Raw genomic sequence first — 14,309 nt, 5'->3', positions numbered from 1 at the left:
ATGATGCCGTTCGGTTTGCTTCGTCTGACGATTGTGACCGCCACATCGGTGATGACAAGTCTGGCGGCCGGCACGGCCATGGCTCAGGCTCCCGTGCAGGAGCGTATCCAGAAGCTGGTGCCGGAACTCGAGACTTATCTGCAAGCGGGCATGGCGACATTCAAGGTGCCGGGTGTCGCCGTCGGCATCGTGCATGGCGACAAGCTCGTCTACAGCAACGGTTTCGGCCTGCGCGAGCGCGGTCGGCCCGACAAGGTCGGCGCGGAGACGATTTTCCAGATCGGTTCGACCACGAAGGCTTTTCTCGCAACGACGATGGCTCAGGCGGTGGATGCGGAAAAGCTGGCCTGGAACGACAGGGTCGTCGATCTTCTCCCTGAATTTCAACTGAGCGATCCCTGGCTGACGCGCGAATTTCGCATGCTCGATCTTCCCGCTCAACGCAGTGGGCTGACGCCTTATGTAAATGACGGCCTGACCGTGCTCGGCTTCGATGAGGCGACCCTCATCCGCTCGCTGCGCTATGCGCCGGTCACGGCGTCGTTCCGCTCCGATTTCAGTTATCTCAATATTCCCCATATGGTTGCCGGACGCATTCTCGCCCAGAAGGAAGATGTCGCCTCCTGGAACGATGTGGTGAGAAAGAACCTGCTCGATCCCCTCGGCATGCGCGCGACGAGCGCGACGTCGGAAGCGATCGAGAAAGCACCGGACCACGCCACCGGGCATCGCGCGACGGCGGGCGATCCTGTCACGGTGCCGTTCCATGCGGCGTTTCCTTATGCGCTCGGCCCGGCGGGTAATCTCAATTCCAACGTGCCCGATCTCGCCCAATGGCTGCGGCTGCACCTGGGGCGCGGACAATTCGGGGACAAGGTCATCGTCTCCGAGAAGAACCTCGACGTGACCTGGACGCCACGCGTCGCCATCAGCGAGCGCCTATCCTATGCGGTCGGCTGGATCGTCACCGCGACGCCGAACGGGCGCGTCATCTGGCACAATGGAGGCACCTCGGGTTTTGGCGCGCATGTGGGTTTTCTGCCTGACCGCGATGTGGGCATCGTCGTTCTCACCAATCTGGAGAATAACGGTTTTCCGGATGCCATCGCGCAATGGTTTTATGATCGCATTCTCGGCAACACCACCGTCGACAACGTGGCGCTCGCCGCCGAGGCATTACGCGTGAGGAGAGAGGCTGCCGAGCAGGCGAAACCGAAGATGACGCCCGCAGCGTTGCAGGATGTGTCCATCTATGCCGGCACTTATACTTCGCCGCTTTTGGGAGAGGCGAATGTTTCGGTCTCCGATGCGAAGCTCCTGATCAAGCTTGAATCGGACGCAGTGCTCGTGCTCACGCCGCTTTATGCGGATGTCTTCTCCACGAGGCTCTTGGCCGAGGGCGCTTTCGTTGCTCCGGCGGCCTTGATTGGCGACGAGTCAGCCGCGCAGATGCGATTCGAGCGCAACGAGCGCGGCGACGTCGTTCTCATGCGCTGGATCGATCCGGCCTTGCCGCAAGTCTTCGAGCGTCGACCATGATCGGCACTCCGTGTCAGCGCAAAATGGAGAAGGTCATGACCATCAGCAAATGCTCCGTCATCGCGACGATGATGGCGATGTTCGTTGCCGGTACCGGGCCGGCTGCCGCCATGGGTCCCGCACCGTTACAGACGCCTTCGCTCACGTCACCGGCGCAGTTTCGTTTCGACTTCTCCGACGATGACGATCCCTACAGCGGCAACAGGCATTACGACTGGAATCAGTATCGCAATTCCACGAGCCGCAAGGAGCGCATCCGGGATTACTACCGGATGCAGCAGGATATGCAGAAGGATTATTGGCGGAACCAGAAAGAGATGCAGAAGCAGATGATCAAGCGCCAGCGCGGCTGGTGATCAGGCCTTCTTCATCTTTGGCGTCTTGGCGATGGGCCGCCAATTCACGAAAGCGACGCCCATGAGGGCCATTGCGCCGCCCATGGCTCCGAATAAGGTGAGTGTTTCGCCGAGCCAGAGAAAGCCGAGCAAAGTCGCGACGGGCGGCACGCAATACATGAAGTTCGAAGCGCGGCTGGCGGGCAGGCGCGAGAGCGCAATGGCCCAGGTGCCATAGGCGATGAGGCTCGGCACGATGCCGAGATAGATCACCGCGAGCGTCGCTTCGGTGGAGGCCGACGACAACTCCGTCACCGCGCTCGGCAAGGCCGGTGACAGCACGATGGCGCCGATCACCATGTTCCAGGCCGAAACGGTGAGCGGGCGGTGGCGTGCGAAGAGAGGCTTTTGCACCACCGTGCTGATCGAGGAACAGAAGGCTGCGCCCAAAATGAAAAGAGCGCCCGCATCGAGATGCAGCCCTTTGCCTTCCCCGAGCGCGATCAGGCCAATTCCGCCAAAGGACAAGGCGGTCCCGGCCCAGGCGCGCCCACTGAAGCGCTCGCCGAGCAAGAACATGGCCAATCCCGCCGTGATGATCGGGTTCACGTTGATGATGAAACTGGCGGCCCCCGCCGACACGGTCTTCTCCCCGATATTGAGAAGCGCCGTGTAGAGCGCCACGAAAACGATGCCGCCGACCGCGAGCCGGGCGAAATCCGTCCATGTGGGCCAGCCGGGACGGGTGACGATGAGAAACAGGGCGGCCGGAACCGCCGCGATGGCGAAGCGCAGCGCGCCAAGCTCCAACGGGCCGAACGCCTGCAATCCGGCGCGGATGGCCGGGAAGGCCGAGGCCCAGGCGATGATCGTGATGGTGACGGCGGTAAACGTCACCATGTCGAAGGGCCGATTGTCGGAGGCGGTGGTGGCGGTCATGGCGTAGGCTTCTCCTCGAATCGGCTTTCGGGCCGGAGAATCTCTCCGTTCTGGCTCGTTGACAAACGAACAAATCGAGGATGAGCTGTGAGCATGAATCACAGCTTGCCTTCTTTCCCGACCCTGCCGCCCCTCGATTCCTTGCGATCCTTCGAGGCGGCGGCGCGCCTTGGCAGTTTCTCGGCGGCGGCTTCCACCCTCAATCTCACCCATGGGGCGATCAGCCGTCAGGTCGCCAAGCTGGAGCATTGGCTGGGCGTGCGCCTGTTCGAGCGCAAGGCTCGTGGCGTCTCGTTGACGCCGGACGGGCAGCGGCTCTTTCAACGCACGACGGAGGCTTTCGTTCTCATCGCCGCGAGTTCCGACCGCTGGGTCGAGGCGCGCGGCGCGGGCGTGGTTCGCCTGACCTCGATTCCGTCATTGAGCGGCCTGTGGCTGATGCCGCGTCTCAGCGCGTTCGAGAAGGGCGATCCGCTTTTGCGCATCGAGCTTTCCGTCGAACACCGGGATGCCGATCTCGATCAGGAGGGAGTTGATCTGGCGATGCGTTGCGGACGCGGGGCGCTGCCGGGTCGGCGTTGTGTGCGCCTGTTCGAAGAATATTGCTTTCCGATCGCGGCACCCGGCCTTGCCAGCCGGATCGGCAAAGGTGCACCTGAACGCCTGCTCGATTATCCGCTGATTCACGATTCCAACGCGGGCGGCTGGCGCGCCTGGTTCGCGGAGCAGGGCTTCGATTATCGTGCGCGCCCGCAAGATCGCCGCTTCGAGGATTACAACCTTGTGCTCGACGCCGCCGCTCATGGGCTCGGCATCGCGCTTGCCCGTCCGCCCCTGACGACGGAAATGCTGGCGAGCAGACGCCTCGTTGCGGTCGATGAGAGAACAGCGCTCAACCCGGTCGCCTATTGGCTCGACCGGTCCCATGCACCTTTACGTCCTGCCGCTGCCGAACTCGCCCGCCGCATCATGGTTGCGGCCGAAGCGGACGAGGCGACGATAGCGGCTTTTCTGAAAGCGTGAGCACGAGGAACTCTACGCGTTGCTGCATCAGCATTCCCAGGCCTGGTCTGCTCATCGCGGAACTCAGAAAATTTCCCGCCTTCGCGGAATAGCGAAAAGCGCGGCCTCGGGCTCAAGCGCGTGCGCATCCCCAGCCGAAGCCAGACTCATCGGTGCGAGAGGCCTGATCGAGCGCGCGATCACGAGTAAGCGGTCGAGTGACGGGCGGCGCGTGAGTGTTCGTTAAGCCCTAGATCTAAGTGGGTTCGGACTCCCGCCTAATGTCAGGATGCTGGAGGAAAAAGCGCATCATCTCGCGACTGGCGTCGGGCCCGCGCGGCTCGGTGTATGATCCGGCAGCGCTCCCGCCGGACCATGCGTGGCCCACGCCGTGAAGGACCCACTGCTCCAGCATCGGTCGCCCGGTTTCGTCTGTCTGAACGGTGCGGGTGTACCTGATCCCGCCCCGAGCCTCGCCGTGGCTGACGGTGACCCGGAGATCAGCGATAGCCCTCGACTGGGCGATGACCTGATCGCCGTTGACCGGGTTGACAGTCGTGTCGCGGTCGCCATGGAATACGATGATCGGAACAGCGTCGAACCCGCCGTCTGGACGCGATCCTCTTGCAGCGGGCGATCCGCCCTGCCGCATCGCAGCGAAGGCGGATGGCATGTCGCTCGCAGCCCCGCACGCCAATCCGGAATGGACGCCGACGGCCGCATAGAGATCCGGGTAAGCCGAGCCCATGATTGCCGCTGTGGCACCTCCGGCAGACAGGCCGGCGATATACACGCGGCCGGGTTCGACGGGGAAGTCGCGCATGATCTGGCGGGTGATCCCGGCGATCAGCGAGGGTTCGCCCCGGTCGCGCTGCTGATGGCTCGCGTCGAACCAGTTCCAGCATTTGGAGACATTGGCTGATTGTGCCTGCGCCGGATAAGCGACAAGGAAAGTCTGCTCTTCAGCCAGATCGTTCATTCGCGTACCGGCGGCAAAGTCGTCGGGCGACTGGGTGCAGCCGTGGAGCATCACCACAAGGGGCAGCGCCGTTCCGTCGTAGCCGCTTGGAACGTAGAGCTTGTACGCTCGGCTTCCTGCCTCGTTGGCATAGCTGTGCTCCTCAAACCGCGCCCCGTCCGGTAGAGGAGCCGGGGCGCGCCTTACAGCAGGCCCGACCAATCCATCGAGTCCACGGACGGAGCCGGGTTGCACGACACGATCGAGGAACCCGCGGAGCGCTTCCGGCATCTGCGGCGGGCTCATGCTCCCGGGACGACCGGCGGGATGCGCCTCACAAAATTGCGGGGCCGTCCAGGCGCCTCCGGTTTCCATGGACGGTGGCACCATATCGAGAATGGGCGGCGTATGCCCGGCCGGCTTCTGCTGTGCATCACCGTCGAAACCGGACGGGGCGGCAGATGAAGGGGCGAGCCCTCCGCGCAGAACGGCCATCGCTTCTTCAAGTCGCCCTTCGCGTGTGAGGCGGGTCGCCTCCATCATGTCGATTTTCAGGAATACGGTCATGGGAATAGCTCCTATGCGAGGTGGGATTTCGGCAAAGAAAGAGCGGTGCCCTTCCTCTCGGAAGGGATTGAAGGCACTCACTTCAAGCAGCGAGAATCAGACCTTCATCGGATGCGGTCGCTCAACGCTGCTTTCACCGCGGGACTGGCTTGCAAGGCGCCAAGCACGTGGATGGAGGCAATGGTTTCGCGCGCCAGTTCGGGAGAGACATCTGCCGCGATGACGGCCAGCCCGAGGACCTGAATGTGAAGCATCTCATCAGCCGCTCGCACGGCCTCCAGGTCCTGCCGACTGTATTGACGCAGACCGAGATCGAGTTGGTGTCTCGCAACGGACTGCTTGACGGCGTCGTTGTGGCGATCGAGTTGATTCCGGATCGCTGTCCGAATGAAATCGGTGCGGTTCGAGTAAAAACTCTCCTGCACCAGGAGGTCGATATGGCCGAGATCGACATAGCCGAGATTGATCGTGATCTTCTCGCTATCGGCTGCCTTCGGGCGGAGCTCCTGTCCTTTACCAGTCATCTTGACCATCCATCGACCATCCACATGGATGGTATTTGGGATGACTCGGTCGCATTACAAGGGACATCACTCAAGTCCCCGGTTCCTCGCTCTTGAAGGTCTTGGCTTCGCAGAAGCCGTCAGGGCGGACCCTGGACGCGCGCACAAGCTCTCGGAAAAGCGGCCCCTCCGGAACACGCGTGGGTGGCGCACGTTCTTTTTGGGTAATCTTGTGTTCAGGAGGCTACTATGGTCGATCGCCCCGTCACACTCCCCGCCGAAGATGCCCGCACGATGATGCTCAACCGCATTGCCTGGGGCGCCGTCCTTGCCGGCGTCGTCATCGCCCTCGTCACGCAGCTTATCCTCAACATGATCGGCGTCGGCATTGGCGTGTCGACGCTTAACCCAGGCGCGGGAGCGAATGCGAATCCCTCCGCGATGTCCCTTTCCATCGGGGCCGGAGCCTGGTTTCTTCTGTCCGGCGTGATTGCCTCCTTTGCGGGCGGCTACGCCGCAGGTCGGCTTGCAGGTAAGCCGAAGGAATCGACTGCGGGCTGGCACGGCCTCACCGCCTGGGCGCTCACGACCCTGGTCATCTTCTATCTTCTGACTTCCACGGCCAGCAGCCTGGTCGGCGGGGCCTACAGTACGGTGACAAGCGCGCTTGGAGGCGTGAGCCGCACGGTCGGCGCCACGGCTCAAACCGCACTTCAAGCCGCTGCCCCCTCATTATCGCAGGTCACCGATCCATTCAGCGCTATCGAGAACCAGATACGGGGCGTAGCCGGCGGCAATGACCCCGCTGCGCTGCGCGACGCGGCGATCGCCGCCATACGCGCCACGCTCACGGGCGACCAGGCTCAGGCACAGGCCGCGCGGAATCGCGCCGTCGCCGCATTGGCCCGGGCGCAGAACATTCCGGAGGATCAGGCCCGCGCCCAGATCCAGCAATACGAGCAGCAATACCGGCAGGCGGTGGATCAGGCCAAGCTGCAGGCGACGCAGGCCGCCGACGCTGCCGCCCAAGCTGTCTCTCGGAGTGCGCTGTTTGGCTCGCTCGCCCTCGTCGTCGGTGCCTTGGCGGGTTGGTTTGGCGGTCGGACCGGCACGGTGTACCCGACACTTACGGATACCGCTTTGGCTTCGGCAGCGCGTACAGGGTTCGCGGAATCGGCGTCGCGCGGTGGGGTCGAGATGGAGAATAGCCGTCTGCCCCCGGTCAGCGGACCGGTCGCGAGGCCGTGAAATTTCAATGCGGAGGAGAAGGGTTACTTGAGCGATGTCGGAAGCTCTAAGTGGGCTGATTCCTGATCCGTGTCCTCGATTGGCAAATTTGCATGGGAGATGTCCCGTGGAACCCGTAGAACATCCGCGTGGATTCGATATTTTTGACCCTGAAGGAATTCAAATTCTGGACGCCGCGTTCAAAAAGGCACTGAATACCCTTACGGACGCGGCGTCGGACCACGCAATCCCAGCGATGCAAGTTAGGCGTTTATTGGCTCAGCTCATAATTGAAAGGGCGAATGTAGGAGAACGGGATCCAGACCTGCTCTCGCAATCAGCTTTGAAAGCGCTGATGGAACTGAAGCCTGTTCAGAACCAATGATGTGCTCGGTCGTTTTCCGGCTTGCCCCCATCCCACTTGCCGGCGCTCAAGCTTGGCCTCACTTAGTTCTGGATCAAGTCGGCGCCTTCCGAGTTTCATCCTTGCCACTTTCGACAAGGAGATGAGCAATGCCCTCGAAAGAAAAGAACCTCAATGATCTCTTCCTTCACACTTTGAAAGATATGTACTTCGCGGAAAAACAGATCCTCAAAGCGTTGCCAAAGATGGAGAAGGCGACCGAGACCGACGAGCTGAAGAAGGCGTTCGCACACCATCGCAAGCAGACGGAGATCCACGTCGATCGTCTCGAAAAAGTCTTTGAAATTGCAGGAGCGCGGGCTCAAGGCGTCACCTGCGAGGCCATCAAGGGGATTCTCGAAGAAGGTGAAGAAGTCATGGGAGACTTCGCGGATAGCGCCGCACTTGATGCCGCCCTTGTGGCCGCCGCACAAGCAGTCGAGCACTATGAGATTACTCGATATGGAACCTTGCGCACCTGGGCCGAACAACTGGGCTTGAAAGACGCCGCGAAGCTTCTCGATCAAACTCTGGCCGAGGAAAAGCAAACTGACGAACTTCTTTCGAAGATGGCGAAGGCGGTCAATCAGCGAGCTGCCGCGTGATCATCTGCGCCTAAGCGGGGCGTCTCAGCCTTTTGCTTCACAGACCGTATCGGCCATCGTGGCGCCCCGAGCACCAAGCGGCTTTCGGGGGCCTTCCGTCGTGTCCTCTGCTGTTTGGTGTTCTGCCTCGGCGTTGAGCTCCGCTCCAACCAGAACGACAATGGTGGAAATCCAGATCCAAGTCAGGAAACCGATCGCCGCGCCTAACGAGCCATATGTAGCGTCATAACTGCCGAAGTCCGCCACATACCAAGAGAAGAGCATCGAAGCGACTAGCCACAGCACGGCGGCGATCACACTGCCCAGCGTCACCCAACGCCATTGCGGATAGTCGCGACTTGGTGCGTACCGATAGATGAGCGCGAGGGCGAAGACCATACCGCCCAGAAGAAGAGGCCAGCGGAGAATTGTAATGAGAGACTTCGCCCAAGGGCCAAGCCCCAGATAGTGCAGTGCGAGCGGCAAGATTACCACCGCGCCGAGAGCAACCAGCAGGAACAGAACTGCGCCGAGTGTGAATGCGAGCGAGCTGCCATTCAGAACCAGAAACGAGCGTTTCTCATCTTCCCGGTAGACAATATTCAACGCACCAAAGACGGACTTCATGCCCGCGTTCGCACTCCAAAGTGCGACGGCGAGGCCGAACAAGAAACTGAGACCGAGCGTTCCTGCGCCCTTGCTGGCGATCCGTTGCACTTGCTCGTCGACGATTTGGAGAGCCCCGCCCGGAAGAATACCGGAAAGAGCCTCCAAATGACCGTGGATCGTTCCTGGATCGGCAAAGAGCCCGTAGATCGAGACAAGGGCGGCAATTGCAGGAAAGATCGCTAAGAGGGTGTAGAATGCGACACCTGCGGCAACGAGCATGACGCTATCCCGCTGCATTCGCTCATACAGACGCCAGAAGATGTCCTTCCATCCTTGAGCCGGAATTTCGGTTGGTTTCGCAGCTTGGCGTCCCCTACCGGGTTCGCTGCCTCCAGTTGCAGCCTCCGCAGGCTTGCCGGCGGCTGGCGTTCCGTCGGAGCGTCCATGTTCGTAACGAGCAAGGCGGCGATGCGAGTGACCTCCGACAACAACAAGTCGTAAGAGCGTCCAGCCGAGAACGACCAACCATAACTTGGACATGGACGCGCTCCGGACTGGACCGGTGGCCTTATGATGAGGCATCTCGGAATTCCGTTTTGCCGATACTCGCAAGCCGTGGCTGAATGAACTTGGCATCAGAGACCGGCTGCTTAGGATCCCAGCGGATCAGAGAGGGGCCCGTGGCCCCTCTCGACATCTCATGCGCTCTCTAGCGGACATATTTGAATTCGGGGGCCGCCTTCAACTGATCCTTGGTCATGTTCAGCTTGGCATGATCAGGAGTGGAGGCATGGCTCGTGGCACTGGGAACGGTCGCGACCGAACCCGTTGTGTTTACCGTACCCGAACTCGCCGGTGCATTGGGGTTTGGTGCAACCGCGGTACCACTCGAGGCGGTCGTATTGGAAAGAGGCTCATAGACCAGAGTGATCTGATCGAAGGGTACCGCCACGTCGTGCTCGCCCATCCCTAAGAACCCGCCGACACCAACTACAATCGCCGCCACCTTGCCACTGTTATCCAGGAAAAGTTCGCGAATATCGCCGATCTTTTCATTGTTGTTGTTATAGACATTCAGACCCTCGATTTTCGACACACGCCACTGGCCTGGCTGCTCCTGAGTCATCCAGTTGCCGGTGCTCATTTGCCCCGAAGACGGTGTGGGTGCGCTCGGCTGGGTCGTCTGGGCAATAGCGGGTGCCGAGATCAGTGCGGCTCCGAAAAAAGCCAAGGCCAAATGATGGGTCAGCATGGTCTCCTCCATGTTCATGAACGCGCGGACAATTGTCTGCTTGTCAGAATAACGAGGAGTTCGGCTTTTCGTTCTGGGCCCGGCTTCTTTCTCTAGATCGACCTTAGCCGTTTGAGCTGGACCATGGACAGCGTGCGTGCCGACCCGAGCATCACTTAATTTTTTTTGCCAGTCCCTGGCTCTGCCATCTTACGGTGCTGCTCGGCCAGCACTTCCGCCGGTGTTATGTTCGCGATCGCGGATTGAAGCTTGTTCTTCCAGCCGCTCACGATATCTCCATCGCCACGTAGCATGGCTTCGAAACCGACTTTTGCGACATCTGCGGGATCATCCTTGGGGTCTTGTCCGACTTTGGTGTCGAGCATGTCGGCTCGCTCGAAAAATTTCGTCTCCGTTGCCCCTGGCATGAGACAGGTCACCGTGACGCCGGAATCCTTTAATTCGTCGCGGAGGGCAAATGAAAACGAGTCGATGAAAGCTTTGGTACCATTATAGACAGCCTGAAATGTTCCCGGCATAAAACCGGCGATGGATCCCGTAATGAGAATCTTGCCTTCACCGCGGTTGCGCATATCGGCCGCTACTTTCTGAATAAGCGCAAGCGTTCCGGTAATGTTGGTATCGATCACCTTGCGCCATGCCGTAAGATCTTGATCGAGAAATGCCCTTCCTAAACCGCGCCCGGCATTGGCGAACAGCGCGTCGACGGGCCGACCATCCGCCTTGATGGAAGAATAGAGCGAATCGATGCCTTCGATCGTTGAAAGATCGGCTTCGACGGCCTTGACGGAGACGCCGTCCGCCAGACTTTGCGCCGCTTTTTCGATAGCGGGCTCATCAGCCACGACGATCAGATCATAGCCTTGCTGGCTTGCCAATTTAGCCAGCTCGTATCCGATACCCGTTGAGGCACCCGTGACGACAGCTAACTTATGTGTCCCTGCCATGGTCGATCTCCTCTACGGCCGGAGCACTACTTTGATGCAGCCGTCCTTCTTGTCGCGAAAAGTCTTATAGAGACGGGGACCTTCTTCGAGTGTCGCTCGGTGCGTGATCACGAAGGACGGATCGATGTCGCCCTGCTCAATCCGCTTAAGAAGAAGGGGTAGGTAATGCTGCACCGGGGTCTGCGCCATGCGGAAGGTCAAGCCACGATTGATCGCTGAACCCATCGGGATCTTGTCGAGGTACCCACCATAAACACCCACGATGGAAACGGTGCCGAAGTTGCGGCAACATTGAATAGCTTGCCGCAAGACATGAGGACGGTCCGTGCCCATGAACGTGGCTACTTTGACACGATCCACTACCGCATCTAAGCCACTTCCAATATCCGGCTCCGTGCCGACAGCGTCGATGCAAGCATCCGCTCCGCGTCCGTCGGTCAATTCCTGGATTCGGTCGTAGATGTCTTCTTCCTTGAAATCGAGCGTAAGAGCACCCGCCGCTTTTGCCAGCGCGAGGCGTTCGGGAACAGTATCGATCGCGATGACACGGTCCGCGCCCAGCAAGAACGCGCTTCGGATCGCCATTTGTCCAACCGGACCGCAACCCCAAATGGCGATCGTGTCGCCTTTCTGAATATTGCAGAAATCCGCGGCCATATATCCTGTCGGGAAAATATCGGACAGGAAGAGTGCCTGCTCGTCGCCGAGCCCGTCCGGAACCTTGATGGGGCCAACATCGGCGTAAGGCACCCTCAGATATTCCGCTTGTCCACCTGCATAACCACCGAGGAGGTGCGAATATCCGAAAAGGCCTGCAGGAGAGTGTCCCCATAATTTCTCGGCCATAGCCTTGTTGGGGTTCGAACGCTCGCAACCTGAGTAAAACCCGCGCTTACAAAAAAAGCATTCGCCGCAAGAGATGGTAAAGGGCACGACGACGCGGTCACCAACCTTGAGCTTCTTGTTGTCCGTTCCGACTTCGACAACCTCTCCCATGGTTTCGTGGCCAAGAACGTCGCCGCTTTTCATTGTGGGGATTACGCCGTCGAAAATATGAAGATCGGAGCCGCAGATCGCGCAAGCCGTTACCTTGATAATGGCATCCCGTGTGTGTTCGATTTTGGGGTCGGGAACACTCTCGCACCGAATATCGCCTTTGCCATGCCATGTCAGGGCTTTCACCGAGCTCTCCCCTCATTGACGTGATTCCAACGGCGCAGAGTTACAGGCGTTCCTTTGGCATGTAGCGGAGTTTCTTTTTGCAGCGATAACGCTCAGGGTTGACCGTGCCCACCGCCCGCAGCGACACGACCAATCGACATCGCTCGACGAAATCAACGCCCTCTGCAAAGCTCATCGGCCGTCACCGCATTCGGCAAGGCAAAGAATTGGCCAGCAACTTATTATTAGTGCACAGGTCGAATTATTAGTGCACAGGTCGAACCGAACGAAAAGGACACCGTTGTCTTTTCAACCATGTGCGATGCCATGTGGAAGTTGTAGGAGAGAGACGATGCCACAGAGTAAAGGTTCAGGACGCGGCTTTGGGTCCATGGATGAAGACAAGCAACGCGAAATCGCCAAGAAAGGCGGCGAGGCCAGCCCCGAAAACTTCAAGAAGAATCCCGAGAAAGCCTCGGAAGCCGGGCGCAAAGGCGGCAAGCGCTAACGCCATATATAGGACTAAAAAGAGCCGCCTTTGGCGGCTCTTTTACGTTCAACTCATCTTCCGCTGAATCCCCTCCAACAGCGCAATGTGTTCGAGGATCTGGCCACGAGCCATTTTGGTGATATTCGTGCCTTCACGATTTTGCGAGCGAGATTGCAAATAGCGCTCTTGAATCTGTAAGAGGGCATGGTGGCCTTGCAGTTGCCCCTGCAGGTACTGACGATCGAAGTCACTTCCGGTCTGGGCGCTTTGAAGTTTTTGGATCATATCCCGGCTCTGCGCATCGGTTGAAGTAGCCGCCCCACCTGTCGCCGACGTAGCGCCCGGCTCCAATATTGAGTGCAAGACCTCGGAAAGAGTTGTCTGCTCCTGAACTTCGAATCCGGCAAACTGCTTTAAATCCGCATTCTGCGCCTTCTGCAGGGCAATCCGACTCGTCTCAAGCGAAACGCCTCCGACCTGTAGCGTCTGTCGAATATGTTGCACGTCAGCTTGGGTGAGCTGTCCCATAGCGGAAGGTACTGTGGTCTGCGCAAGTGCAGGCGCGGCCATTGCGCCGGCAATTCCGGCCAAAACGTACCGACGATCCATGACTATCTCCTGTCATCTAATATTAGGCGACTGCGCGTTGATTAGCCCCTCCCTTAGCCATAGCCGTGAGTTTTCGGTCGGCTGATTTCTCCTCTTCCAGATTTTCCTGAAGCAGCGCAGCGCAATCGTCCTGACCGAGCTGCGTCGCCCAGGCTATCAGCGTGCCGTAACGCGTGATTTCGTAATGCTCGACTGCCTGTGCTGCGGCGATAATGGCGACATCCAAGAGATTCTCGTCATTGATTTCACCAATAACGTCGTCCGCCTCTTCAATGATTCCATCGATGGCCGGGCAATCGACTCCCTTCGGAGACTGCCCGCGCATCTCGAAAACCTTCTCCAGACGCGCCACGTGGTTTTTCGTCTCCGCAAGATGTTCTTCGAACCCTTGCTTCAGCTCCTGGCTAGAAGCCTTTTCGATCATGTTTGGCAGAGCGCGGACGATTTGGTTTTCAGCATAGTACATGTCCTGCAACGTATGGCTAAAGAGATCGTCCAGCGTATTCATTTCACTTGAAAAGAGAGCCATGGTTCCCTCCACTTTGCTAACGAGCGCGACGCAGCGATCCTGATTTTCAGAGATTGAAAATAGCAATCGAAGCAATTTATTTTGCCAAAAAAGAACTTTTTACAGATGCAAAACGCCTACAAAAGCTGGGCTTATTGGACTGAAACGTGACCACTGCAAAATTGTTCAAACCCACTAGTTGACACCGAAATTTGCCTCATTAACCAGTCATCGAGGAGAGGGTTCCTGATCGCTCGAAATTTTCGTCGTTTAGTCACACGAACGGGGCGGAAACGACTCGTGGAGAAAGTGACAATTCTGTATGTCGCTCCGTTTCTAAAACTTGTGCCAGAACGGCTTCCGCTTGCCCAAGCGCTTGATGGCCTTTTCGGCTACAGCCATTTGCCTTCAGGCCCGACCGTCGCGCCCGCGACGATGCCGGTGGCGAATAAGGCAGGAGAATTCTCTGTTTGGCCGAATCCCGTGCGATTGAAATCATGAACTCGCGTCCAACGACAGCATGGCGGTAGTGCTTATAATGGAGGCCACGCTACGGAATCCGGCAACTCGTCGGCCTGGTTGAGGTTCGTCATTGCCGTCACGAGTTCGCAACGCAGTCCTTCACGCGCGTAGATCATGTTAACGGCGCCCTCGAAATCGGACGCCAGTACATATT

General features: G+C 59.0%; 16 protein-coding genes. 7 read left to right on the top strand and 9 right to left on the bottom strand.

Annotated elements, in window-relative coordinates; genetic code table 11:
* Together AB4072_RS11665 and AB4072_RS11660 are read left to right on the top strand one after the other, a co-directional pair.
* Nucleotides 1–1,539 (top strand): serine hydrolase, encoded by a 1,539-nt coding sequence (locus AB4072_RS11665; RefSeq protein WP_441968110.1) that lies wholly within the window; start codon nucleotides 1–3, stop codon nucleotides 1,537–1,539.
* 35 nt (nucleotides 1,540–1,574) lie between these two features.
* Complete coding sequence (locus AB4072_RS11660; protein WP_441968109.1) at nucleotides 1,575–1,895, top strand: hypothetical protein; 321 nt, start codon at nucleotides 1,575–1,577, stop codon at nucleotides 1,893–1,895.
* On the opposite strand, the gene AB4072_RS11655 is transcribed toward AB4072_RS11660, so the two are convergent.
* On the bottom strand, nucleotides 1,896–2,813 hold the full coding sequence (locus AB4072_RS11655; protein WP_441968108.1) for a DMT family transporter: 918 nt from the start codon (nucleotides 2,811–2,813) through the stop codon (nucleotides 1,896–1,898).
* Nucleotides 2,814–2,906: 93 nt separating this feature from the next.
* Here AB4072_RS11655 and AB4072_RS11650 point away from each other — a divergent pair, with 93 nt between their 5' ends.
* Nucleotides 2,907–3,836: a LysR substrate-binding domain-containing protein gene (locus AB4072_RS11650; protein ID WP_441968107.1), complete on the top strand. Its 930-nt coding sequence runs from the start codon at nucleotides 2,907–2,909 to the stop codon at nucleotides 3,834–3,836.
* Between the two features lie 235 nt (nucleotides 3,837–4,071).
* Here AB4072_RS11650 and AB4072_RS11645 read toward each other — a convergent pair whose 3' ends face one another.
* Nucleotides 4,072–5,340: an extracellular catalytic domain type 1 short-chain-length polyhydroxyalkanoate depolymerase gene (locus AB4072_RS11645; protein ID WP_441968106.1), complete on the bottom strand. Its 1,269-nt coding sequence runs from the start codon at nucleotides 5,338–5,340 to the stop codon at nucleotides 4,072–4,074.
* 104 nt (nucleotides 5,341–5,444) lie between these two features.
* A complete protein-coding gene (locus AB4072_RS11640) occupies nucleotides 5,445–5,864 on the bottom strand; it encodes a CopG family transcriptional regulator (RefSeq protein ID WP_441968105.1) in 420 nt (139 codons plus the stop codon).
* Nucleotides 5,865–6,092: 228 nt separating this feature from the next.
* Between AB4072_RS11640 and AB4072_RS11635 the strand changes: the two genes are divergently transcribed.
* The 3 genes from AB4072_RS11635 (at nucleotide 6,093) to AB4072_RS11625 (ending at nucleotide 8,078) form a co-directional block, all read left to right on the top strand.
* Nucleotides 6,093–7,091 (top strand): PhnA-like protein, encoded by a 999-nt coding sequence (locus tag AB4072_RS11635; protein WP_441968104.1) that lies wholly within the window; start codon nucleotides 6,093–6,095, stop codon nucleotides 7,089–7,091.
* 106 nt (nucleotides 7,092–7,197) lie between these two features.
* Nucleotides 7,198–7,455: a hypothetical protein gene (locus AB4072_RS11630; RefSeq protein ID WP_441968103.1), complete on the top strand. Its 258-nt coding sequence runs from the start codon at nucleotides 7,198–7,200 to the stop codon at nucleotides 7,453–7,455.
* Between the two features lie 128 nt (nucleotides 7,456–7,583).
* Nucleotides 7,584–8,078, top strand: coding sequence for a YciE/YciF ferroxidase family protein (locus AB4072_RS11625; RefSeq protein WP_441968102.1), 495 nt, complete (start codon nucleotides 7,584–7,586; stop codon nucleotides 8,076–8,078).
* A gap of 24 nt (nucleotides 8,079–8,102) precedes the next feature.
* On the opposite strand, the gene AB4072_RS11620 is transcribed toward AB4072_RS11625, so the two are convergent.
* The 4 genes from AB4072_RS11620 to AB4072_RS11605 all read right to left on the bottom strand — a co-directional run bounded on the left by AB4072_RS11620 (nucleotide 8,103) and on the right by AB4072_RS11605 (nucleotide 12,047).
* Entirely contained in the window at nucleotides 8,103–9,206 is a 1,104-nt protein-coding gene (locus tag AB4072_RS11620) for a YihY/virulence factor BrkB family protein (RefSeq protein ID WP_441968101.1), read from the bottom strand.
* A 169-nt stretch (nucleotides 9,207–9,375) separates the two neighbouring features.
* On the bottom strand, nucleotides 9,376–9,918 hold the full coding sequence (locus AB4072_RS11615; RefSeq protein WP_441968100.1) for a PRC-barrel domain-containing protein: 543 nt from the start codon (nucleotides 9,916–9,918) through the stop codon (nucleotides 9,376–9,378).
* Between the two features lie 155 nt (nucleotides 9,919–10,073).
* The gene (locus AB4072_RS11610; protein WP_441968099.1) at nucleotides 10,074–10,865 is read right to left on the bottom strand and encodes an SDR family NAD(P)-dependent oxidoreductase; all 792 of its coding nucleotides are present in this window, start codon (nucleotides 10,863–10,865) and stop codon (nucleotides 10,074–10,076) included.
* Nucleotides 10,866–10,877: 12 nt separating this feature from the next.
* Nucleotides 10,878–12,047: a zinc-dependent alcohol dehydrogenase gene (locus tag AB4072_RS11605; protein ID WP_441968098.1), complete on the bottom strand. Its 1,170-nt coding sequence runs from the start codon at nucleotides 12,045–12,047 to the stop codon at nucleotides 10,878–10,880.
* Between the two features lie 331 nt (nucleotides 12,048–12,378).
* Here AB4072_RS11605 and AB4072_RS11600 point away from each other — a divergent pair, with 331 nt between their 5' ends.
* Nucleotides 12,379–12,534: a general stress protein gene (locus AB4072_RS11600; protein WP_441968097.1), complete on the top strand. Its 156-nt coding sequence runs from the start codon at nucleotides 12,379–12,381 to the stop codon at nucleotides 12,532–12,534.
* A gap of 48 nt (nucleotides 12,535–12,582) precedes the next feature.
* Here the strand turns inward: AB4072_RS11600 and AB4072_RS11595 are convergent, their stop codons facing one another.
* Nucleotides 12,583–13,125, bottom strand: a complete 543-nt coding sequence (locus tag AB4072_RS11595; RefSeq protein ID WP_441968096.1) for a DUF4142 domain-containing protein — start codon at nucleotides 13,123–13,125, stop codon at nucleotides 12,583–12,585.
* A gap of 22 nt (nucleotides 13,126–13,147) precedes the next feature.
* Nucleotides 13,148–13,654, bottom strand: coding sequence for a YciE/YciF ferroxidase family protein (locus AB4072_RS11590; protein WP_441968095.1), 507 nt, complete (start codon nucleotides 13,652–13,654; stop codon nucleotides 13,148–13,150).
* Nucleotides 13,655–14,309: the final 655 nt, after the last annotated feature.

This window comes from Microvirga sp. 2MCAF38, assembly GCF_052115485.1.
Lineage (GTDB): Bacteria > Pseudomonadota > Alphaproteobacteria > Rhizobiales > Beijerinckiaceae > Microvirga.
This window is presented reverse-complemented; position numbering and strand designations above follow the sequence as displayed.